The sequence below is a fragment of the Levilactobacillus senmaizukei DSM 21775 = NBRC 103853 genome, from assembly GCF_001592085.1.
GTDB classification, from domain to species: Bacteria; Bacillota; Bacilli; order Lactobacillales; family Lactobacillaceae; genus Levilactobacillus; species Levilactobacillus senmaizukei.
The window spans coordinates 15,988-35,698 of the sequence record NZ_BCWD01000006.1; the positions used below are offsets into that span (position 1 = coordinate 15,988).

Below are 19,711 nucleotides of genomic sequence, written 5' to 3' on the forward strand. Positions count from 1 at the left end.
TAATGATGACCAGAGAGGTAGGTAGCGTGATGACAGAGGCGCAAGCCAATCAAGAATTAGCCGTGGGTTTTGGGGGATTATTTGGGATTCTAGCCATCTTGATCAAGTTCGGATCGGCTAGGCTGGCGGAAGTGGATCGATTGGGTCTAAGCATTTTAAATTCGGGTTTGTTGGGACAACCCGTTCGATGGTGGTCGTGGTTAACGGCAACCGGGAGTCCCCTGATTATGGGCGGGATAACCGTGGGATTGGGCCTGTCCTTGTGGTACCGGCGCCAGGTGGCTTGGGCTGCGACGATAATCATTGCCTGGGTAAGTGGTGATGTTCTGATCATGATGCTAAAACATCTAGTGGTTCGCTTGCCATCGGCTCAAAGCACGATGGGCGTTGAGCGGATCGGCTTTCTTAGCAGTCGGGTGTTTAGTACCACCTTGCTAACCCTGATGGTGGGAACGCTACTTTTTAAAATGTTAAATCAGAGCTGGTTGGTATGGCTACTAGTGGGTCTACTTGGATTGTGGGTTACCGGTGTCATGCGGGCCAGCATGGGGTTGAATAATTATTTTCCCAGTGATGTTTTGGGAAGTCTTCTGCTAGCAGGCGGCTGGTGGTGCCAATGCGTGAGCCTGCATGAGCGATTCTGGGTTAAACGCTCAATGGTGTAGCTGTTAACGGGGAAGAAGCGTGAGTGATTAGGCAATATTTAACACGGTGTGATTCTGTGGTGTTTGGATTCTGAAAGTTTCTCAGAAGAATCACTTTTGGAGCCAGTTTTGATGGTGTAGCTAATGGTTTATTATGAATTTAATCAATGGGACCTTAATCATTGATTAGAAACAGCACCTTGGGGGAAGCCAAATAATGGTTGCCAGTTTGGAACGGGTTATTTGCTTGAGATTACGAGTTCCAAGAATTGAAATTTGTCGTCAGCGTGATGGTGGTCATTGGGGTAAGGGAATAAAAAACGACATTAAGCTAAGATTTGGCGTTAAGTCGACGATCTAGCGGGGAAACCTTAATTGTCATGAGAAGTCAGGATGCCATTGATTGGGGAATCAAGACATTGTAGCGGTCAGGATTACTTTCTGGCCGTTTTTTGTTTGACGATGAAACGAGTCACTGGTAATTGGTTAAGATAGGTCATTGACAAAACTAGCTAATGGATTATCGGTCTAATTGTGATTTGGATTAATGGTTGGCATAATGAAGGACTACGGGGGGGATTATCATGGGGAAACGTCTTTGGGCAGGAATTCAGAAACGGATGGGCTTGATTAAAGGCATTTTTATCTTCTCGATGCTAATTTTTATCATTCAAGCAGGGGCGCACGTCGCACATGAAGTCAATGGACATCAGTTACAGGCCGAGTTGAGCAGTCTGAGCTGGGCGAATGGGTTGCTGCTAATAGTGGGAGGCTTTGTGGCCGTTCTACCGATGTTAATCTATGACTTTACGATCGTTGAGTTTCTCCCGGGAAAATTCTCTCGCGGGTATGTTTTCCGTACCGGGTGGGTGACGAACACCTTCACCAATTTAGCGGGAATGGGCGGCTTATTAGGGGCTAGCCTGCGAGCCAACTTTTATGCCAAGTCGGCTACTAGAAAACAGGTCGTCTATGCAATTTCTAAGATTGCCTTGTTTCTCCTGGCAGGCCTGTCGATGGCCTGTTGGGTGGCCTTACTGAGCTTATTTGTGTTTCACGTCGGCATTGCTTATGAGGGGTACTGGTTCTGGTTATTAGGCGGTGGCTTGTATTTTCCGTGCCTCTTAATCTTTACGCGATTGAATGATGGTGAATTTTTCCAGGATCTTACTTGGTCGCGGGAGTGTCGGTTGATTCTCGGCTCGTGCTTGGAATGGGGGAGTTGTGCGCTCTTCTTCCTACTGATTGGCTGGACGCTGGGTCTCCCGATTAACCTGGGTGCCGTCTTCCCAATGTTTGTAGTGGCCTCAGTGGCAGGGGTGGTCTCGATGATTCCTGGGGGTCTAGGATCATTTGATGTGTTCATGATCATTGGATTGGGATTCATGGGCGTTAGTCGGGCGGATGCCACCGGATGGCTGTTACTATACCGGCTATTTTACTATCTCCTGCCGTTTGGCGTAGGCGTAGGGTTCTTCATTCACGATGCCGGGCGACGCCTAAATCACTTCCTAAACGGCCTTCCGGTGGCAGCCTTACGACGAGCAGCACAAATTTTCGTGACCGTTTTTATGTACTTCTCGGGGGTTATGATGCTGCTTTTCGCCACGATTCCGGATGTGGTTCTGGCTAATAAGGTCTACCTTCAACTGGTGCCTTACATGTTTTACTTTCTCAGTCAGGTGGATAATATTGTGGTGGCCTTTCTTTTAATTGGATTGGCGCGAGGCGTTGGTGCCCGAGTTAAACGGGCGTTTTGGCCAACCGTCATCGTTTTGGCAATCGCCATTGTGAATACTTTGGTTGCGGAAAACTTTCCGGGCGGATTAGTCATCTTACTATGCTTGGTAATGGTTTCGTTAGTCTTTGCCCGACCGGAACTCTATCGCAGCGGGTTCCATTATTCTTGGGGTGGGCTAACGGTCGACAGTCTCATATTTGTCGGTACATTTTTACTTTATACGGTGCTGGGAATTTTGACACTACATGGTCACCATCATCACTCCTGGATTCCCCACTCCTGGTGGATTCCATCGACGCAGGTTTGGCTCGATGGGCTCGGAGGTCTCCTAGTGGCGCTGTTTATTTTGGCGGCTATTTATCGTTACTTGGCCTTTCATCCAGCGAATTGGTTACGACGACCGTTCAATGCGGAACGGGTTCGCCGGTTGATTAAGAAGTATGGTGGCAATGAAGTCAGTCATTTAGCCTTCTTGAGGGATAAACACACGTACTTTTATCGTGAAAACGGGGAGGACCAGTTGTTAATTCTGTTCCGGCGACGGGCGAACAAGCTGATGGTCATGGGCGAACCCATTGGGAATCAAACAAAGGTACGATCGGCTCTAGCAGCATTCATGACCGATGCCGATGAGGCGGGGATGACCCCCGTCTTCTACGAGGTCAGCGAGGCGTTGACGCTTTCCCTCCACGAGATGGGGTTTGATTTCATTAAGATGGGGGAAGAAGGCCACGTGGACTTGTCGACCTTTACGTTGGCTGGCAAGCCGCATCGCGGTGAGCGGGCATTGGTCAATAAGTTCACCCGTGAGGGCTTTTATTTTGAACTCTTACAACCACCGTTAAGCGATGATACCTTTGAACAACTGGCCAAAATTTCTACGGAATGGTTAGGCGATGAAACAGAAAAGGGGTTCTCCATGGGGTTCTTTGACCGAGATTATCTGAATGAGGCACCGGTAGCGGTGATGAAGGATGCCAACGATCAAATTGTGGCGTTTGCTAATCTCATGCCAACCGGGAAGCATGATGTGACTTCAATCGATCTAATGCGGGCGGGCCATGCCGCTCCGTCTGGTATTATGGATGGCCTCTTTGTCCATCTGTTTAGTCTTTGTCGAGAACAGGGTTATCAGACATTTAATCTGGGGATGACCCCATTGGCTAATGTAGGTGTCTCTCGGTTTAGCTTCATTGAAGAACGGGCGGCACATCTGATCTACGAGTATGGGTCGACGTTTTACAGTTTCCAGGGCCTGCGATCGTATAAGGAGAAATACGTCAGCAATTGGCAACCTAAGTACCTGGCCTATCGGCGGCGCCAGTCGTTGGTCTTTACGATGTTGCAACTGATGCAAACGATCAATCATCCTGCGCGAACGAATCGTTGGTTACCTGGGTGGCTTAACGCCTGGATTGACGATGAGATTCGTTGGCAGAATCGTAAAACAGTTGATAAGCCAGTTGAAAAAGGTAATTAATCCTGCAACCGACTAATCACTGAGACTAAAAAAGGCGGTGACCATGGTCACCGCCTTTAGTTGTTAATTTGTGTATTTATAAGGAAGTTGATGGTGGAAGGTTGCGAACCCCGCAAAGATTTCATCAATCGTCGTGGCATTGATAAATAGATCTAGATTTTCCTGTGGCGCAAAACCAGCATCACAACACTTGTGCATCATGGCAACTAGGTCATCATAGTAATGATTGATATTGAATAGGGCGATGGGCTTTTGATGGACGTTGATCTGACTCCATGACAACATGGTGGTGAACTCTTCGAATGTGCCAAAGCCGCCGGGCAATACGATAAAGGCATCTGATTGGCGGAGCATTTCGTCTTTGCGCTCATCCATGGTGGACGTTTCTAGTAGGGTCGTGACGTTGGTTTCGGCTAACCCCATTTCGCTTAAAAAAGTGGGGATGATCCCGATAACTTCACCGCCGGCATTCATGGTCGACTTGGCGATAGCCCCCATCAGGCCTTCCTTACCGCCCCCGTAAACGACGGGATGATGGTGGTCAGCTAAGTACTGCCCCAGAGCATTGGTTTCGCTTAAAAATTGTGGGTCGTACCCATGGTTAGATCCACAGAACACACAGACATTCTTGATGGTTGTCATGTCAAATACCCCCGAAAGTAAGTTTGCTAAAGCTATCATTAGTATACCGCAAACCCCTGGAAGTTTAAGTGAAAATTTAGTTTGAGCTCTGGGTGATTTTGTTAGTTTTTGAGGTTAACTGGCAGTTCTTCGTTGCTCGATAAAGAGGAGTGGCCTATGCTTGTCAGCATGGAAAATGAGGCTAGGCCAAAAGGATGGATGACTATGGGGATTAAAAAAGTCGTGGTTGCTGGTGGCGGAACCATTGGAAGTCAGATCGCGTATCAAGCAGCCTACAGTGGATTTACCGTGACCATTTATGACCGCAGCGTGGCCGCTGTGGCGGCGACTAAGCGGCGGACGGCAACCTGGGACCAAGTCTATGCGGAACGACTCTTTGCCACGCCAGCCGTGGTTTATGATACGAATGAGCGGATTCATTACGCCACGGATTTAGAAACGGCCGTTGAGGGTGCCGATCTCATCATTGAGGCCATTCCTGAGGTCTTAGCCGTGAAGAATGAGTCTTATGCCGCCCTCGCCAAGGTGGTTTCGGCTCAATCAATCTTGGTCACCAACTCCTCAACATTTCTACCGAGCCAATTTGCCACCATTTCGGGTCATCCGGAGAACTTTCTGGCGCTGCATTTTACGCCCCATGTTTGGCCCAATCAACCGGCCGAGATTATGGGACAAACGTTGACCACGCGGACCGCCTATCAGGCGGTGGTTGAGTTTGTTCGCGAGATTGACATGGTTCCAATCCAATTGACCAAGGAACAGCCGGCCTACATCTTGAATACCTTGATGGCACCATTTCTGGAGTCGGCACTGTTACTATGGGAAAAGGGTGTCGCTGAGCCAGAAATGATCGATCGGGCCTGGATGATTGCTACCGGTGGCACCAAGGGGCCCTTCGGCATTCTCGACGAGATGGACCTGCGTTCGGCCTATCGGTTAATGTTGGCAACTGGTGCGGAGCCTGGTAAGGAGGCCTTGGTGGCGGTAGCGCGGCGGTTAAAGACCGAGATGCTGGATAAACACCGCTATGGTCAAATTAGTGGTCGCGGATTCTATCATTATCCGCAGCCAGCCTATAGCAGCCCAGGGTTTCTAAAACACAAATAAACAAAGGACGATTACCGGCGAGAAGATTCTCGTGGTAATCGTCCTTTGTAACTAGGATTATTTTGATTTATTCGTGACGCTTCCGACTAGCTCCAAGGCCTAAGATACTGATGACCATGGCAACACCGGCAACAATCGCGCTGACGGAACTCTTTTCGTTGGTTTGTGGTAAGGTCGTGGCGTTCTTGTTGGTATCTGCATGGTTAGCAAGCTTCAACGCATAGTCAGTCTTAGGATTCTTGTTCATGCTGTTGTAAGTCACACGGTTACCTTTTGAGGCGGTTACCTTGGCAGCGGCAGCACCCTTCTTAGGTGTAGGTGTAGTGACTTTCTTACCCGTAACCTTGGCAGCGGCGCCACCCTTGGTTGGTGTGCCGGTGGTGATGGTTGCACCATCGCCGCCCGTTACAGGCGTGGTGACGGTGCTACCGCCATTGTCCGTCGGTGTGGTCGTGGTGCCAGTGGTAGGAGGCGTTACGACAATGATGGGGTCCTTGCCATTGACGATGGTAAATTCCAAGGAGAAGGCGTATTGGCTGGTCTTGGAATTCAAGGCCCAAACTCTGTAGGTGCCATCGGGAACATCGGCATTAGCGGTTAAGTTAAAACCAATTGGATTCGTTGGGTCAGCCGTGACCGTGAAGAGGCTACCCTTGCCATTGCTCCAGCCATAAACTTGCATGGGGTCAGTCGTGTCAAAGGTCACACCATCGGCACCCCGGACACCAGCAACCAGGTCGGTCAATGGATCAAACGTCCGGTTCTTAGGGGTGATGGTAAAGGTTCCACCCGTTAAGATTTGATTCATGGTCGTTTGGTTAGAGGTTGGTGATTGTTGACCAGAGGTGAAGTGGTTTTGTTGCGCATCAACGATGATATCTGGCCGCAGGACTGGCAGGTTGCCAGAGAAGTCATTGTGACTGATATACAGGCTGTTGATGTTGGTCAGGTCGGCTTCGGTGATTGGGCCAGATAGCTTGTTGTCGGCCAGATTGAGTGAAGTTTCAGGAGCAGCAGGGCCCATATTTTCAAGGCCACCGGTTAATTCGTTGCTGGAAAGGTTAATCCAGTTGAGATCCTTGTAGTTTGTCAGGTTAGGTAAGTTACCGGTTAAGTGGTAGCCCACGATGTATAGGTAGTTCAACGCCGTATTTTCACCTAGCACGTTGTTCATAAAGGTCGAGGCGTCGACTGGTGAGGTTGCTTGATCCTTGCTGAGAATGGCGAAATGAGTCAGATTGGGTGCAAAGGAGAAGTTAACGTAGTTGGCTGGGTCAACGTCACCAGTAAAACTGAAGTATGTTAAGTTCTTGAAGTATTGTAAGCCTTCAAAGGTCGTTGGCAGGGTGCCGGTGTAACCATCGGTGTATAACATTGAAAGTTGGTCAATGTATTGGTACAGGTTGTCATCGGTCACCGTGATACCACGGGCCGGATTAAACGACTTTTGTAAATCGAATTCTACTAAGGACCGTAAGCCGTCGTCCTTTAGCCATTCGGTTGCATTCACACCTTGGACGGACGAGGCGTCATATGTAGGAGTCTCGGCATCCTTAACGAGCTTGGCTCGTGAAGAGTAGCCAACCTTGCCCAGATTGTCGTCAACGCTGCCAGATCCATCAGGGTTAGTGACTTTGTGGGTGGTGATGTCACCCGTATGGTGGTTTACGTCGGAACCAGCATCCTGGTCAGTACCTGAGCCGGTATCCTTGTCGGTACCTGAAGTGACATCCTTATCGGCGCCCGCATTTTTAGGATCATTGGTATTACCAGCACCCAATGTTGTAGTACTGGACTTAATATCGTTAGCAGCTGCTGGTGCTTGATTGTCGGTGTTAGGTGTATCGCTGATATTGCCAGTGGTATCGGCAGAGGCCGTGGCACTCATACCGGTGACGCCTAAGCTTAAGGCTGCAACCGTTACACAAGCGAATACCCAGTTCTTGCCAGCCTTGTAGCTCTTGTAATGTTCCTTCGTATTTAACGTAACTTGCTTTCTCATGATATTTACCCCCTAGTATGGTAATGGAACCTTTTTATCTTCCGCATCGATGATTAGCATTTGTACCACAGATTTGTAAATGTGGATAACTTTCTACAACTTCATTGTACACCCTGGTTGACTAAATACAATCCTAAAATATTAAATAAAGAAACTATTTCGCCAATAAGAAGGATTGTTAAGGATCTATTGTTAGAAAGCGCTTAGAAATGCACCACACCAGTCTCTTCACTATATGTTGCCTTTCACGAAAAGTGGTTTATAATCACGGATAAACCGGCGTTTTTGGCCGACGAGTGGTTAGCATTGGTCGAGCGGAAGATGGCTAAACTGGGGCCAAATGGGTTAGGGTATGTTCGTTAATCGAGCAATCTAAGTCCTACAGAGTTGTCGGTGTTGGCAGAAAACATGAACGGTTAAGACCCTCGAGCATAAAAAAGGCTCCTAGACGAGTTGGTCTAGGGGCCGTGGTGAAATTATTTGCTAGGATCATCGGGGTCCTTAGCGGCACCGATGGTGTAGTCACTGTCGTTCATGGCTTCCACATCGCCTAAGAGATACCCATTCCCAACTTGGGAGAAGAAATCATGGTTAGCCGTGGAGGTTGAAATTCCGTTCATGACGACGGGGTCAACGTCTTCGGCGGTATCCGGAAACAGGGGGTCTTGACCCAAGTTCATGAGGGCCTTGTTGGCATTGTAGCGGATAAAGGTTAGGACCTTTTCCGTCCAACCGATTTGATCATATAAGGTGTGGGTGTATTTTTCCTCGTTAGCATAAAGTTTGTAGAGGAAGTCGTACATCCAGTCCTTCATTTGCTGCTGCTCGTTGTCGGTTAATTCCTTCATGCCTAATTGGAATTTGTAACCGATATAGGTTCCGTGGACGGATTCGTCCCGCAAGATTAGCTTGATGATTTCGGCAACGTTGTTGAGCTTGTTGTGGCCGAGGTAATAGAGCGGGGTGAAGAATCCAGAATAGAATAAGAAGGTTTCCAAGAAGACACTGGAGATCTTTTTCTTTAAGGGATGTTCATCGTCGTGATACAGGTCGTAGATCCGTTTCGTTTTGTTCTGTAAGAATTCTTCGGAATCGCTCCATTGGAAAATCTCATCGATTTCATTGGGCGTGTTCAGCGTGGAAAAGATGGTGGAATAACTCTTGGCGTGAACGGATTCCATGAATTGAATGTTGTTCAAAACCGCCGTTTCGTGAGGGGTACGGACGTCCTTACGTAGGGCGGCCATTCCATCTTGGGACTGGAGCGTGTCCAATAGGGTGAGGCCACCAAAGACGTGACCAACCACCCACTGGTGATCAGTGTCAAGCGTCCGCCAGTCGTCCAGGTCATTTGAAACCGGGATCCGGGTGTCGAGCCAAAATTGTTCCGTGAGTTTTTCCCAGGTTGCCTTGTCGATCTCGTCCGAGACCGCATTCCAGTTAATTGCATCATAATTTTCAATTCTTGCCATGTTGCCACTCCTTTGTAAGGGACTAGGTGTCAGTGCTGATGATTAAGTTAACGGCTTACTTTAAAAGCGATCAGCCTTAATTAGATCACACAACTCTCACATTGGTTAGCCCCGACTTCGTTGTTGTCATCGGTAAAGGTCCGTACGTAGTAGATGGACTTGATTCCTTGGCGGTAGGCATAATTGCGAAGAATACTGAGGTCACGAGTGGTCATTTTGTCGGTCCGACCATTCTTCCATTCGTACAAGCCTTCGGGAATGGTTGACCGCATGAAGAGAGTCAAACTCATGCCTTGGTCTACGTGCTTTTGAGCCGCAGCATAGACGTCAATGACCCGACGCATGTCAGTGTCGTAGGCTGATTTGTAGTAAGGCATGGTGTCGTTGTCGAGGTAAGGCGCTGGGTAATAAATCTTCCCAATGGTCTTCTCTTGGCGTTCCTCAATCCGATTGATAATAGGGTGGAGGCTAGCCGTTGTGTCGTTGATGTATGAGATTGAGCCGTTAGGGGCGACGGCCATACGGTTCTGATGGTATAAACCATCGGCCATGACAGCGGTCTTGAGGGCGGCCCAGTCGTCAGGAGAAGGTAACCAAACATCTGCAAAGAGGTCCTGAACCTTAGCGGAACTTGGCCGCCAATCGGTTTCGGTGTAGCAGTCGAAATAGGATCCATCGGCGTAGGCACTCTTATCGAAGTTGTGGAAGGTTTCGTGACGTTCCTTAGCAATTTCATTGGAGGCCTTCAGCGTCCAGTAGTTGAGGAGCATGAAGTAAACACTGGTGAACGCGATACTGTCCTTAGAGCCATACATCATATGGTTCTTAGCAAAGTAGCTGTGGAGACCCATGGCGCCTAAGCCAATGGTGTGGGCGAGTTGGTTGCCCTTTTGAATGGATGGCACGACGTCGATGTCAGAATTATCCGTGACAAAGGTCAGGGCCCGAACCATGGTTTCGACGGAATGGCCAAAGTCTGGGGCCTTCATCAAGTTAACGATGTTAGTGGACCCCAGGTTACAGGAGATGTCCGTTCCTAATTGGTCGTACTCCTGACGATTGTTGACGGTCGACGGCACTTGGACCTGCATAATCTCGGAACACAGGTTACTCATGACGATGCGACCGTCAATAGGACTTTCGCGGTTGGCCGTATCGATGTTGACAATGTAAGGGTAACCGGACTCTTGTTGTAACTTGCCAATTTCGGTTTCGAGGTCCCGGGCCTTGAGTTTCTTCTTGCGAATATCGGGGTTAGCAACCATGGCATCGTAGTTTTCCGTGATGTCGACGTAGGCGAATGGCTTGCCGTAGATTCGTTCAACATCGTAGGGGCTAAAGAGGTACATGTCGGCGTCGGCTTGGCAAAGTTCATAGAACTTGTCGGGAACGGTAATCCCAAGTGACAAGGTCTTCAAGCGAATCTTTTCGTCCGCGTTCTCTTTCTTGGCGCCTAAGAAGGCGACAATATCAGGATGGAAAACACTGAGATAGACTACACCGGCACCTTGACGTTGGCCCAGTTGGTTGGAGTAAGAGAAACTGTCTTCTAGCAACTTCATGACGGGAACAACACCGGAAGCGGCGCCATCAATATGTTTGATTGGATCGCCGGCTCCGCGCAAGTTGGAGAGGCTGATGCCGACTCCGCCACCGATTCGTGACAGTTGCAGGGCAGAGTTAATCGTCCGGCCGATGGTATTCATGTCGTCGGTTGATTGGATTAAGAAACAAGACACCAGTTCACCCCGCCGGGCCCGGCCGGCATTCAAAAAGCTCGGGGTGGCTGGTTGGTAACGTTGGTGAATAATCTCATCGGCCAGGTTAAGCGCCAGTTTCTGATCACCGGCGCCAAAGTCGAGGGCATTCATCGCCACCCGGTCGATAAAGTTTTCCAAGTAGTAAGCGTTGTCGTCAGTCTTTAAAGCGTACTGAGCATAGAATTTGTAGGCTGCCATGAATGACTTGAATTGGAAGTGTTGGTCGCGGAGATAACGGTAGAGATCTTTAATGAAACTCATTGGATATTCAGCAATCACTTTTTTTTCTACATAGTTACCGGCAATCAGGTAGTCAAAGCGATCCTTCAGTGAATCGAAGGTCTTGGTGTTGGGTTCGACATTTTCCTTCATGAAAGCCTGAAGGGCTTCCTGGTCCTTGTTCAACGGAATCTGCCCATCGACGGGGATGTTGATTTCGTTATTCAGGTCATAGTAAGTGACGTCCTTTAAGTCATGTAAACTCATATGATCAACGCTTCTTTCTCTCTTAAGGTTATGAAATCAAATAAAAATGGCGCCACCGTGAACAAACACGACGTCGCCAAGACGGGTTTGTGCTAACTTAAATTAGCCGGCGAACTGCATCAGTTGGTCGGGACGGAAGCCATAGAAAGCTGGGTGACCAGGGGCCTCAACCACTGGCACCGCTTGGAAACCTTTTTCCTTCAAGTAAGCCACGTATTCTGGATTTTGATTGATATTACGTTCTTCAAAGTCCACGTTGTGTTCACTCAGGAAACGCTTCGTCATCTTGCATTGCATACAGTTGTTTTTAGAATAAATCGTTATTTTCATTGTTGCCACTTCCTCAGCTTTTCTTTTACGATGAATTCAGTTTACACCAGATATAGAAAAATACAATCAAAAAAAGCACTATATTTGGTAGTTGGATCATACAATAACTACCAAATATAGTGCTATAAGCGTTTTTTTTATTTTATTAGCTTCTCCCAAATATCTACGGTAAAATAGACCTTAAAGGTGGCGGATAAATTGACTAATCACTATTATACACAAAATCCAGATGTTTTACACGAAGAACACCATTGGCCATTCACCCTTTTAGGCAACGAATTGTTGTTTACCACCGACAACGGGGTTTTTTCAAAAAACCGGGTCGACTATGGGTCGCGGGTTCTTTTAGCAGCGTTTGATGCCGAGAAGACCCCGGCTGGGCCTTGGCTTGACTTGGGAACGGGCTACGGCCCAATTGGTCTGGCTCTAGCTAAGCGTTGGCCAGAGCGACGGATCACCATGGTTGATGTGAACGAATTGGCCTTGGCACTAGCTCGTCAGAACGCGGTGGCTAATCAGATTGAAAATGTTGAAATTAAGACGTCAGACATTTATAGCGAGGTTACACAGCGTTATGCGGCGATCATTACGAACCCCCCCGTACGCGCTGGTAAGTCCGTGGTCTCAACGATGCTAACGGCAGCCAAGGACCACTTGTTATCTGGGGGAACCTTAACGGTGGTCTTACAGAAGAAGCAAGGGGCGCCGTCGGCCAAGAAATTAATGACGGCAACGTTTGGTAACTGTACTATCATTAAGAAGGATAAGGGCTACTACATCTTGGAAAGTACGCTGATGTCCGAATAAGCGAAAGGAAGCGGTCTGCTTGCGTAAGCTGGCTTATTCACCAACCGAACGACATTATATGGAAGAAGCCTTGTTCGAGGCGGACCAGGCGGCTTTGATTGGCGAGGTACCAATCGGCGCGGTGATTGTTCGTGACGGGCAAATCATTGGACGAGGACATAACCTACGTGAACACGGCAATGACGCTACCTTGCACGCAGAGATTCGGGCCATTGAAGAGGCTTGTGCCTGGCTGAATAGCTGGCGACTAAATGACTGCCAATTGTATGTCACCATTGAACCCTGTCTGATGTGTAGTGGGGCCATCATTAACGCTCGGATTCCACAAGTGTTCTATGGTGCTCGTGATCCAAAGGCGGGAGCGGTGGATAGTCTCTACGAGGTCTTGGGCGACGACCGGTTGAATCATACCGTGACGGTGTATGAGGGCCTCATGGCTAAGGATGCTGGTGAACGAATGGTGGCGTTTTTTAAGGCGGCTAGAAAGCGGCAAAAGGCCCGCAAAAAGGCGCGGCAAGCAGCCAAGCGGGCGGCGGCTGATTAGTCGCTAGACAGCACTTGCTAATCATGATACACTATTAGTTGCCGTTAAGGCCTTGGAGCAAGGGTGGACTTACGAATTGTGTCAGGTCCGGAAGGAAGCAGCACTAAGTTTGTTTCGCTTTGTGCTTCAAGTTTATGAGCTAATTCCAACTCCTAGTCCGTTGACTGGGAGTTTTTTTATGGTTTCAACATCAAATTTCTGACGAGTAGGTCGTGACAGCACCCGTCGGGAAAGGCTATAATTAATTTCAGCAAAATTAAATGTCATCATTAAAGAAAGGAACCGATTACATGGCTTATCAAGCATTGTATCGTGTTTGGCGGCCCCAACGCTTCGAAGACATGATTGGGCAGGGCGTCATCACACGAACCCTTAAGAACGCCATTACTACCAATCAAATCAGTCACGCCTATCTCTTTGCGGGCCCCCGGGGAACCGGGAAGACGTCCGCTGCCAAGATTTTTGCCAAGGCCATTAATTGTCATCATCAGGTCGATGGTGAACCTTGTAACGAGTGTGAAACGTGTCGCGCCATTACGGATGGCACCTTAAACGATGTCATTGAAATTGATGCGGCATCTAACAATGGTGTCGAAGAAATTCGAGATATTCGAGATAAGGTGAAGTATGCGCCCACCGTTGCGGACTATAAGGTCTATATCATTGATGAAGTTCATATGCTATCGACGGGCGCCTTCAACGCTTTATTGAAAACGTTAGAAGAACCCCCGGCTAACGTGATCTTCATCTTAGCCACTACGGAACCACATAAGATTCCGGCGACGATTATTTCGCGGACCCAACGGTTTGACTTTAAACGAATTGCGGCCAGTGACAGTTATGAACGAATGATTTATATCCTGAATCAAAAAGATGTCACCTATGACGAGCAAGCGGTGAAGGTGATCGCTAAGGCAGCCGAAGGCGGGATGCGAGATGCCTTGAGCATTCTCGATCAGGCGCTGTCGTTTGGTGATAATGAAATTACCTTGGACAATGCCCTGTTAGTCACAGGGAGTGTCGCGCATGAGCTATTGGCGACCTTTGTTGGGCAAACGTTGGCCGGTGATACCAAGGCGGCATTAGCGACCCTACAGTCCGTCTTGGAGGCCGGGAAGGATGCTGAACGATTCACGGAAGATATTATCGGTTATGCCCGTGATTTGTTACTCTACCAACAAGCGCCACAATTAGTTGAGGAAGCAGAGATGGGGAGTGTCAGCGATGACTTCCAGGCACTAGCTAAACAGACGCCTGCTCAGACGATGTACGCGATGATTAATGAGCTTAATGCCATTCAGCAACAGATGCGCTATACCACCCATCCGGACGTTTACCTTGAAATTCTGACAATTAAATTGGCCGAGATTGGTCAACAACAGGGGCAACCAGCGCCGACACCAACGGTTGCCGCGGCGCCTGTTGCCGAACCAGCGGCTGTTAAGGTCTTGCAACGCGAAGTCGAACAGCTCCAACAAACAGTGAAGCAGTTGCAGGCGACCCCGGCAGCTGCCACGACGGCAACCCCAGCAGCTAAGCCGAAGCCGCGGGTGGCCAAGTCCAGTGGAACCAAGGAAGTCAATTTGGCCAAGGTTTATCCGGTCTTGGGTTCGGCAACCAGAGAGAAGCTGAACCAGCTACAAGAGGTGTGGCCCGATCTACTGAATAGCCTGTCAGTCACTCAACGTGCTGTTATGAAGGTGTCTCAACCCGTGGCGGCTGCGGACTCAGGGGTGATTGTTGCCTTTGATTATTCCTTCCTGTACCAGCGCGCCACCACTGATAACGAGCTGACCGATGCACTCGAAAATGGCTTGGATCGAATGATTGGGACCGCGTTACCGGTTGTCTTTGTTCCTAAGGACGAGTGGCCAGTGATTCGGAAGAATTACCTGGCGGCCCATCAGGCCGAACTTCAGGATCATAGTGATTCCGAAGCACCGAAGCAGCCAGAGACCGCGCCGATCGTTTCTAAGGCCGAGGAACTCTTCGGCAAGGACATTGTTGAAGTTAAACCAGATTAAATTTTGAAAGGATGATTATAAATGCGTAACATGGGAAATATGATGAAACAAATGAAGCAGATGCAAAAAAAGATGGCGGAGGATCAAGCTGAATTGAACGCCCAAACTTTCACGGGGACTTCACCCGACGATTTGGTTACGGCTACCTTTACCGGTGAACGGAAGATGACTGACTTGAGTATTAAGCCCGAAGCCATCGATCCCGATGATCCTGATATGTTAGCTGATCTCGTCTTGGCCGCTGTCAATGAAGCCTTGACCAAGGTGGATGACACGACGAAGCAATCTTTAGGTAAGTACACGCAAGGCTTGAACATCCCCGGGATGTAAGCCAAGCCTTAGCGGAAAGGACGTTGCAGCATGCAATACCCAGAACCGATTGCACAACTCATTGACAGTTATATGAAATTACCGGGAATTGGTCAAAAGTCGGCGACGCGCTTAGCGTTCTTTACCATTGACATGGCGGAAGATGATGTCACGGCCTTTTCGAAGGCGCTGGTGGCGGCAAAGAAAGATCTGCACTTTTGTTCCATTTGTGGCAATATCACTGAGGGTGACCCATGTACGATCTGTGCCGACAAGACCCGAGACCAATCCCATGTACTGGTGGTTGAACAGGCTAAGGACATCATGGTCATGGAGAAGATGAAGGAATATCATGGTCTGTACCATGTGTTACATGGGGTCATGTCGCCCATCGAAGGTAAGGGGCCCGAGGACTTGAACATCTCAAGTCTGATCAGCCGGTTACAACAGAATCCATCAATTAAAGAAGTTATTATTGCAACCAATGCCACCCCAGAAGGTGAGGCCACGGCCATGTATCTATCGCGGCTAATCAAGCCGGCAGGAATTACCGTGACGCGGTTGGCCCATGGCTTGTCCGTTGGTAGCGATATTGAGTACGCCGATGAAATGACGTTATTTAAGGCCGTTGAAGGCCGTACAGAAATGTAGGGAGGAATTCGCGATGTTTGGACGAAAGAAACGGCAGTTGCCGCGATTGAAGGCAGCCTATGATGATGATCTCTTGTCGAGCATTGACGAGGCAAAGGATCGTTGGGATCACGCCAAGCAAACCGAAGAGGCCATTGCCGATGCTGACAATCAGATGATTGCCAATACTGCGCTGGCTCGTCAGACCTACCTGTTTTTATATCGTGAGGCCCGGCTTCGTCGGGTTCGAAGCAAACATATTTCGGCGGCGGTTTTCCGTGACTAGCTGAGATTCATGGCGTCAGATTGACTGCCGATGACTGAAGCGTTTGGGGGTCCCCAAACGCTTTTAATATGGTGGGAAATTTAGGAATCCCATTGATGCAAATAGACATCAATTATCAATTCAAGTACAATATAACTATCAATAAAAAATGAGGTCGAGGATTGTGTCAGGAACGTTTATCAGTTTTGAAGGACCCGATGGTGCTGGGAAAACCAGTGCAATGAAGGCAATAGTAGCTAAGCTCCAACCCACAATTGGGCAAAAGTTGACGGTGACTCGCGAGCCGGGTGGTAATCCTATTTCGGAGAGTATTCGGTCGATCATTTTAGATCGGAAAAATACGGCGATGGATTACCGAACGGAAGCGCTGCTTTATGCTGCGGCCCGGCGCCAGCACCTGGCCGAGACGATCCTCCCCGCTTTGGCGAACAATCAGATTGTTCTTTGTGACCGTTATGTGGATAGTTCGGTCGCGTATCAGGGAGCGGGTCGTGAAATTGGGGAAGCGGCAGTGGCTGAGATGAATCAGTTCGCCACGGATGGCTTGTTACCGGCATTAACGATCTATTTTGACGTACCGGCAACGGTTGGCCTCAAGCGAATTAAAGCCCACCGGAATCCGGCAAAGGTTGACCGCCTGGATGTTGAACAGACGGCGTTTCATGACCGAGTTCGGGCAGCTTATTTGCGGCTACAGACGGCCGAACCTGACCGGATTAAACTGATTGATGCGACCCAGTCGCCCGATCAGGTGATTAAGGAAGCCTTAGCTTTAATTCAATCAATCTTACCAAAGACCATTTGAACGGATAATTACGGAGGAAGATAATTATGAAATTAATCATTGCCATCGTCCAAGACAAGGACGCTAACCGCTTAAGTAATGACTTTATCGAACACAATATTCGTGCGACTCGGTTATCCACCACTGGTGGTTTTCTCAAGTCGGGGAACACGACTTTTCTGGTAGGGGTTGAAGATGAACGGGTAGACGACGCGATGGAAGTCATCAAAGATGCCAGCCACACGCGTCAACAATTTATGACGCCACCCGTTAACTTAGATGCGCAGTTAGACAGTACTTCATCGTACCCCGTTGAGGTGCAGGTCGGTGGCGCAACCGTCTTTGTCTTGCCAGTTGACCAATTTCACCACTTTTAGGGGGCACCAATGACCGAGGAATCCTTGCTATCCACCGCCCAACGGTTACAACCGCAGCTGGTGAATCATTTCATGAATCTGATTACGAAGCACGAGTTAAGCCATGCCTATTTGTTTAATGGGGCCGATGGTACGGGACGTCAGGTCGTGGCAACGACCATTGCCATGCGGCTTTTTTGCCGAAATGTAACGGCCGAGGGGCGACCTTGTGGGGAATGTTCTGAATGCCGGCGGATTCTGTCCGGGGATCACCCGGACGTCGTGAGTGTCGTCCCGGATGGCCAACGAATTAAGGTAGAACAAGTCCGCTACTTGAAGGCGGAGTTTTCTAAGAGCGCGGTCGAAGGCAACCAAAAGATTTTCATCGTTGACCAGGTTGACCGGTTGACGACCAGTGCTGCTAACAGCCTGCTGAAGTTTATTGAAGAACCAGTGGGGAACACAGTAGCCTTGCTCCTGACGGCCAGCAAGAATCTCATTTTGCCCACAATTCTGTCGCGGACTCAGGTGGTTGATTTTCCTGGGGTCGCTCCCAAGGAGCTGGCTAATGAATTGGAAAAAGCCGGCGTGGTTCCGAGTCAACGACTACTATTAGCGACACTGACCGAGAGTGTAACCGCGGCGACCGAGTTGATTGCTGACGACTGGCTGGGCGACGCCCAAGCCAAAGTTGGCCAATGGTTTACGGCCTGCTGTGAGGGAGATGAACGGGCCTTTGTTCGGGTACAAACGGAGCTGGTTCCGCTGGCGACGAATCGTGAGCGGCAGGGCATCGTATTGGATATGCTGGTGGCCGTTTGGCATGATGCTCTGCGGTTGCAGACGACCCAGCTGAGTAATGACCAACTGGCCTATCCGCAGGTAGCCAAGGTGAGTCAACGGGTCGCAACCCAGCTGACCACGGACCAACTAGTCAATGTGATGACGTTGTGCCTGGGCACCCGCAGTCAGTTGGCCGGGAATATTAATTTTCAAACAATCTTAGAGGCCTTAACGCTACGGATCTTGGAACAGACGCGTTAGGCGCCAAAATGACAAAGGAGGGTCACGGCTTGGATAAACAGGCAGTGTATGATCAACTGAAGAATTTAGAGAATCAATTGCAACAAACGCTGAGTCAGTTCACTGATCTGCAGGCCGAATTGACCCAGGTCTTCGAGCAGAATGCCGAGTTGGAAATTGAAAACCAACATCTCCGCGATTTGTTACGGGAACTGCAGAAGAGTCTGCCAGAGGATCCGCAAACGCCACAAGGACTCTCGAAGTCTCGGCAAATTTTGGAGAAATTGTATGAAGAAGGGTTCCATGTTTGTCGTGAATTTTATGGCACGCGGCGTAAGCAGGATGAAGAATGTGCCTTCTGTCTAGAAGTTATTTATCGTGATCAATAGGGAGGCTAACAATAATGGAACGACGACGCAGCTTTCCTGCTGAATCAACCGGGCATTTGTACCTGGTTCCAACGCCAATTGGTAATTTAGATGATATGACCTTTCGGGCCGTCAAGACCTTAAAGGACGTGGATTTAATTGCCGCCGAAGATACCCGCAATACTCAGAAACTGTTAAATCATTTTGAAATTGAAACGAAGCAAATTAGTTTTCATGAACACAACACCCAGGAACGGATCCCTCAGCTAGTGGCCAAGTTAGCGGCTGGCATGCAGATTGCTCAAGTGAGTGACGCGGGGATGCCGTCTATTTCTGATCCCGGACACGAGCTGGTTGTGGCCTGTGTCGAAGCTAATATTCCGGTGGTGCCATTGCCTGGGGCTAATGCGGGGCTAACCGCCTTGATCGCTTCGGGGCTAGCTCCCCAACCCTTCTATTTTTATGGTTTTCTGGACCGTAAGCCCAAGGATCAACGGGCCGAGATTGCCGAATTAGCGCAGCGACCAGAGACCCTGATTTTTTATGAAGCGCCGCATCGACTGAAGAAAACGTTGACGAATCTGGTAGATGGCCTAGGGGCCGATCGGCCAGCGGTCCTATGTCGAGAGCTGACGAAGCGCTATGAGGAATTCCTACGGGGAACCCTGAGCGAACTGGCCACTTGGACCGCCACGGATACGGTTCGAGGGGAATTTGTCGTCTTGGTTGGTGGTAACCCCGAACCAATCTCTAACGAGGCAACGGTGGATCTGAGTGAACCGATTGAGGAACAGGTTGACCGGCTCATCGCCGCCGGTGACAAGCCTAACGCTGCGATCAAATCAGTCGCAAAGTTACGTGGCTTAAAGAAACAGGACGTTTATCGTGAATACCATCATCTTGATAAGGAGTGACC

The 19,711-nt window shown here is 49.1% G+C and carries 19 protein-coding genes and 1 other RNA gene; 15 read left to right on the plus strand and 5 right to left on the minus strand.

Annotation, left to right across the window (positions count from 1 at the left end; translation table 11 throughout):
- Positions 1-29 precede the first annotated feature (29 nt).
- Both LSE01S_RS03370 and mprF read left to right on the plus strand, forming a co-directional pair.
- Positions 30-665 carry a phosphatase PAP2 family protein gene (locus LSE01S_RS03370; protein ID WP_061776218.1) on the plus strand — a complete coding sequence of 212 codons (636 nt, stop codon included), beginning with the start codon at positions 30-32 and terminating at the stop codon, positions 663-665.
- A gap of 563 nt (positions 666-1,228) precedes the next feature.
- Entirely contained in the window at positions 1,229-3,865 is a 2,637-nt protein-coding gene (gene mprF, locus LSE01S_RS03375) for a bifunctional lysylphosphatidylglycerol flippase/synthetase MprF (protein ID WP_061776219.1), read from the plus strand.
- Positions 3,866-3,928: 63 nt separating this feature from the next.
- On the opposite strand, the gene LSE01S_RS03380 is transcribed toward mprF, so the two are convergent.
- On the minus strand, positions 3,929-4,507 hold the full coding sequence (locus tag LSE01S_RS03380; RefSeq protein WP_061776220.1) for an LOG family protein: 579 nt from the start codon (positions 4,505-4,507) through the stop codon (positions 3,929-3,931).
- A gap of 204 nt (positions 4,508-4,711) precedes the next feature.
- Here LSE01S_RS03380 and LSE01S_RS03385 point away from each other — a divergent pair, with 204 nt between their 5' ends.
- Positions 4,712-5,614 carry a 3-hydroxyacyl-CoA dehydrogenase gene (locus LSE01S_RS03385; RefSeq protein ID WP_061776221.1) on the plus strand — a complete coding sequence of 301 codons (903 nt, stop codon included), beginning with the start codon at positions 4,712-4,714 and terminating at the stop codon, positions 5,612-5,614.
- A 67-nt stretch (positions 5,615-5,681) separates the two neighbouring features.
- Here the strand turns inward: LSE01S_RS03385 and LSE01S_RS03390 are convergent, their stop codons facing one another.
- The 4 genes from LSE01S_RS03390 to nrdH form a co-directional block, all read right to left on the minus strand.
- On the minus strand, positions 5,682-7,616 hold the full coding sequence (locus LSE01S_RS03390; RefSeq protein WP_061776222.1) for a KxYKxGKxW signal peptide domain-containing protein: 1,935 nt from the start codon (positions 7,614-7,616) through the stop codon (positions 5,682-5,684).
- A gap of 476 nt (positions 7,617-8,092) precedes the next feature.
- A complete protein-coding gene (nrdF, locus tag LSE01S_RS03395; protein ID WP_061776223.1) occupies positions 8,093-9,088 on the minus strand; it encodes a class 1b ribonucleoside-diphosphate reductase subunit beta in 996 nt (331 codons plus the stop codon).
- 80 nt (positions 9,089-9,168) lie between these two features.
- Positions 9,169-11,334, minus strand: a complete 2,166-nt coding sequence (gene nrdE, locus LSE01S_RS03400) for a class 1b ribonucleoside-diphosphate reductase subunit alpha (protein WP_061776224.1) — start codon at positions 11,332-11,334, stop codon at positions 9,169-9,171.
- A 102-nt stretch (positions 11,335-11,436) separates the two neighbouring features.
- Positions 11,437-11,664 carry a glutaredoxin-like protein NrdH gene (gene nrdH, locus LSE01S_RS03405; protein WP_061776225.1) on the minus strand — a complete coding sequence of 76 codons (228 nt, stop codon included), beginning with the start codon at positions 11,662-11,664 and terminating at the stop codon, positions 11,437-11,439.
- Positions 11,665-11,862: 198 nt separating this feature from the next.
- Here nrdH and LSE01S_RS03410 point away from each other — a divergent pair, with 198 nt between their 5' ends.
- The 12 genes from LSE01S_RS03410 (at position 11,863) to rsmI (ending at position 19,709) form a co-directional block, all read left to right on the plus strand.
- Positions 11,863-12,471 carry a class I SAM-dependent methyltransferase gene (locus LSE01S_RS03410; protein WP_061776226.1) on the plus strand — a complete coding sequence of 203 codons (609 nt, stop codon included), beginning with the start codon at positions 11,863-11,865 and terminating at the stop codon, positions 12,469-12,471.
- 58 nt (positions 12,472-12,529) lie between these two features.
- A complete protein-coding gene (gene tadA / locus LSE01S_RS03415; protein WP_174520182.1) occupies positions 12,530-13,015 on the plus strand; it encodes a tRNA adenosine(34) deaminase TadA in 486 nt (161 codons plus the stop codon).
- A gap of 49 nt (positions 13,016-13,064) precedes the next feature.
- Positions 13,065-13,151: signal recognition particle sRNA small type (gene ffs / locus LSE01S_RS03420), an RNA gene on the plus strand.
- Positions 13,152-13,305: 154 nt separating this feature from the next.
- On the plus strand, positions 13,306-15,039 hold the full coding sequence (gene dnaX, locus LSE01S_RS03425) for a DNA polymerase III subunit gamma/tau (protein WP_061776228.1): 1,734 nt from the start codon (positions 13,306-13,308) through the stop codon (positions 15,037-15,039).
- 21 nt (positions 15,040-15,060) lie between these two features.
- On the plus strand, positions 15,061-15,369 hold the full coding sequence (locus LSE01S_RS03430) for a YbaB/EbfC family nucleoid-associated protein (RefSeq protein WP_061776229.1): 309 nt from the start codon (positions 15,061-15,063) through the stop codon (positions 15,367-15,369).
- A gap of 30 nt (positions 15,370-15,399) precedes the next feature.
- On the plus strand, positions 15,400-15,999 hold the full coding sequence (recR, locus tag LSE01S_RS03435) for a recombination mediator RecR (protein WP_061776230.1): 600 nt from the start codon (positions 15,400-15,402) through the stop codon (positions 15,997-15,999).
- A gap of 13 nt (positions 16,000-16,012) precedes the next feature.
- On the plus strand, positions 16,013-16,264 hold the full coding sequence (locus tag LSE01S_RS03440; RefSeq protein WP_061776231.1) for a YaaL family protein: 252 nt from the start codon (positions 16,013-16,015) through the stop codon (positions 16,262-16,264).
- A gap of 163 nt (positions 16,265-16,427) precedes the next feature.
- On the plus strand, positions 16,428-17,069 hold the full coding sequence (gene tmk / locus LSE01S_RS03445; RefSeq protein WP_061776232.1) for a dTMP kinase: 642 nt from the start codon (positions 16,428-16,430) through the stop codon (positions 17,067-17,069).
- A gap of 26 nt (positions 17,070-17,095) precedes the next feature.
- Positions 17,096-17,425, plus strand: coding sequence for a cyclic di-AMP receptor DarA (darA, locus tag LSE01S_RS03450; RefSeq protein ID WP_061776233.1), 330 nt, complete (start codon positions 17,096-17,098; stop codon positions 17,423-17,425).
- Between the two features lie 9 nt (positions 17,426-17,434).
- Positions 17,435-18,448, plus strand: coding sequence for a DNA polymerase III subunit delta' (holB, locus tag LSE01S_RS03455; RefSeq protein ID WP_061776234.1), 1,014 nt, complete (start codon positions 17,435-17,437; stop codon positions 18,446-18,448).
- Positions 18,449-18,477: 29 nt separating this feature from the next.
- Positions 18,478-18,816 carry a DNA replication initiation control protein YabA gene (locus LSE01S_RS03460; protein ID WP_061776235.1) on the plus strand — a complete coding sequence of 113 codons (339 nt, stop codon included), beginning with the start codon at positions 18,478-18,480 and terminating at the stop codon, positions 18,814-18,816.
- A gap of 14 nt (positions 18,817-18,830) precedes the next feature.
- On the plus strand, positions 18,831-19,709 hold the full coding sequence (gene rsmI, locus LSE01S_RS03465) for a 16S rRNA (cytidine(1402)-2'-O)-methyltransferase (RefSeq protein ID WP_061776236.1): 879 nt from the start codon (positions 18,831-18,833) through the stop codon (positions 19,707-19,709).
- The last annotated feature ends 2 nt before the right edge of the window (positions 19,710-19,711 follow it).

What these genes read in the sequence shown, in the direction of transcription:
- rsmI (WP_061776236.1), top strand. Translation starts at nt 18,831, where the DNA reads ATGGAACGACGACGCAGCTTTCCTGCTGAATCAACCGGGCATTTGTAC.
- dnaX (WP_061776228.1), top strand. Translation starts at nt 13,306, where the DNA reads ATGGCTTATCAAGCATTGTATCGTGTTTGGCGGCCCCAACGCTTCGAA.
- mprF (WP_061776219.1), top strand. Translation starts at nt 1,229, where the DNA reads ATGGGGAAACGTCTTTGGGCAGGAATTCAGAAACGGATGGGCTTGATT.
- LSE01S_RS03440 (WP_061776231.1), top strand. Translation starts at nt 16,013, where the DNA reads ATGTTTGGACGAAAGAAACGGCAGTTGCCGCGATTGAAGGCAGCCTAT.
- holB (WP_061776234.1), top strand. Translation starts at nt 17,435, where the DNA reads ATGACCGAGGAATCCTTGCTATCCACCGCCCAACGGTTACAACCGCAG.
- recR (WP_061776230.1), top strand. Translation starts at nt 15,400, where the DNA reads ATGCAATACCCAGAACCGATTGCACAACTCATTGACAGTTATATGAAA.
- nrdH (WP_061776225.1), bottom strand. Translation starts at nt 11,664, where the DNA reads ATGAAAATAACGATTTATTCTAAAAACAACTGTATGCAATGCAAGATG.
- LSE01S_RS03430 (WP_061776229.1), top strand. Translation starts at nt 15,061, where the DNA reads ATGCGTAACATGGGAAATATGATGAAACAAATGAAGCAGATGCAAAAA.
- nrdE (WP_061776224.1), bottom strand. Translation starts at nt 11,334, where the DNA reads ATGAGTTTACATGACTTAAAGGACGTCACTTACTATGACCTGAATAAC.
- LSE01S_RS03380 (WP_061776220.1), bottom strand. Translation starts at nt 4,507, where the DNA reads ATGACAACCATCAAGAATGTCTGTGTGTTCTGTGGATCTAACCATGGG.
- LSE01S_RS03370 (WP_061776218.1), top strand. Translation starts at nt 30, where the DNA reads ATGACAGAGGCGCAAGCCAATCAAGAATTAGCCGTGGGTTTTGGGGGA.
- darA (WP_061776233.1), top strand. Translation starts at nt 17,096, where the DNA reads ATGAAATTAATCATTGCCATCGTCCAAGACAAGGACGCTAACCGCTTA.
- nrdF (WP_061776223.1), bottom strand. Translation starts at nt 9,088, where the DNA reads ATGGCAAGAATTGAAAATTATGATGCAATTAACTGGAATGCGGTCTCG.
- tadA (WP_174520182.1), top strand. Translation starts at nt 12,530, where the DNA reads ATGGAAGAAGCCTTGTTCGAGGCGGACCAGGCGGCTTTGATTGGCGAG.
- LSE01S_RS03385 (WP_061776221.1), top strand. Translation starts at nt 4,712, where the DNA reads ATGGGGATTAAAAAAGTCGTGGTTGCTGGTGGCGGAACCATTGGAAGT.
- LSE01S_RS03390 (WP_061776222.1), bottom strand. Translation starts at nt 7,616, where the DNA reads ATGAGAAAGCAAGTTACGTTAAATACGAAGGAACATTACAAGAGCTAC.